At 70.1% G+C, this 1494-nt stretch carries 1 protein-coding gene; it reads right to left on the bottom strand.

Going from position 1 to position 1494, the window contains the following annotated elements; genetic code table 11:
• Nucleotides 1-218: 218 nt before the first annotated feature.
• Entirely contained in the window at nt 219-1148 is a 930-nt protein-coding gene (locus AB4091_RS21755; RefSeq protein WP_442294977.1) for a hypothetical protein, read from the bottom strand.
• Nucleotides 1149-1494: the final 346 nt, after the last annotated feature.

Raw genomic sequence — 1494 nt, 5'->3', positions numbered from 1 at the left:
GCCCTCCGGGTCCTGAAACGTCACCTCATCGACGTCATCTTCCACGCCATGACAGAGGACCACGTCCGCCATCACGCCAACCCCGACCACCCCCTGAAACCAGCAGCCGCCGCCTGACCATTGACATAGGAGCTTCAGTTCCCGACGTCTACCGACGTCGTGCAGTGCGCGATGGTCCGGCACCCGGTGGGGCGATCACCCCACCAGCGGCAGAACGATCAAGCGGTCGACCCACCTGACCGACCGACGAGCTGCTCGCGGCGCAGGTCGAGTGAGGCCAAGGTCTGCTCGACCCGGTCGAGCGCCTCGTGGACGTCGCGCAGTGCCTTCTTGATCGTGTCGCGGACGGCGAGGTCGGTGAAGATGTTGTCCCACCAGATGTCGAGGCCGCGCGTCATGCCGCTGATCTCGGGAAGCGCGATGCCGGGCACGTGGATGTCGTCGAGCTCGCCGGTGAAGCGGTCGAGGGCCTCGGCCGCGAGACCCATGCGCTGACGGGCCTCGTCGAGGGCTTCGTGCTTGAAGGCCGACGAGAGCATCCCGCCCCCGCCGAAGGTGTCCCAGCCCGACCAGGCGTCGGCACTGTCGAGCTTCTCCTTGGCGGCGAGGAGCGCCTGGAGGGCGGACCGGCCCGCCACCCGGGCCTGCTCGACCTCGCGCAGCTCCCGAAGGCGGTTCAGCTCGCCGACGGCCTCGCGGACGTGGACCTCGTCGACGGCGCCGCCGCTGCCCGCGACCCCCTCGAGCGCCGCGACGTACTCGGCGTCGGCGCCCTCGAGTTGGGCGGCGCGGCGCGAGAGGCCCGCAAGCCGGTCGCGCAGGTGCTCCACCACGTTCGCGTGCGCGGTGAGGGCGGCATCCGCGGCGTCTGCCTCGGCCCGCTCGCGCTCGAGGTCCTCCTCACGGGTACCCCGGAGCGACGACCAGAGGCGCAAGACGGACACCCGCTCGAGGCGTTCGACATCCAGCTGCTCACGGGTCAGCTCGTCACGCCGGTGCTGGTGCGCCGCCAGGGCGCGGTCGAGGGCGAGGTTGTCGCGTCGCAGCTGGTCGTGCAGTCGCGCTCGCTCGGCGAGGTCCTCGCGCGCCAGCTCGAGGCGGCGGAGCGGAGGGATCAGGTCGTCGGGCACGGCACCGTGGCTCGTCATGCCACAAAGATGGCGCAACGGCGCACCCGGTTCCCGCCCTCGCCGTCGCCCTCGCCCACAGGCGCACGAGACCGAGCACTCGAGCCGGGCAGGACCGTCGAGTGCTCTCAGTGTGAGTCTGGTGGGGCCGCCCGGTTTGGGTGGAGGCTCGGTTCTGAGCGTCTGGTGACTCATCGAGTGCTTGCCGCCTGTGCGGRCTGGCCTGGAATTGAAGTGTCCAGGGCGTTCGGGACCGGGTCGGCCGGCGTGACTTGATAGGAGCGTGGTGAACGCCCTCGACTGAGGTGTGTCCGCCGGCCAACCCTTGTCCGATTCCGATCGAGTCGAATCAACGGAAGGACACGAT

The sequence above is a fragment of the Terrabacter sp. 2RAF25 genome (assembly GCF_052115265.1).
GTDB lineage: Bacteria > Actinomycetota > Actinomycetes > Actinomycetales > Dermatophilaceae > Terrabacter.
The sequence above is the reverse complement of the archived record's forward strand: the minus strand, read 5'-3'. Positions and strand labels throughout refer to the sequence as shown.

Bases quoted from the DNA above. Each gene is read 5' to 3' on its own strand.
- AB4091_RS21755 (WP_442294977.1), bottom strand. From the start codon at position 1,148: ATGACGAGCCACGGTGCCGTGCCCGACGACCTGATCCCTCCGCTCCGC.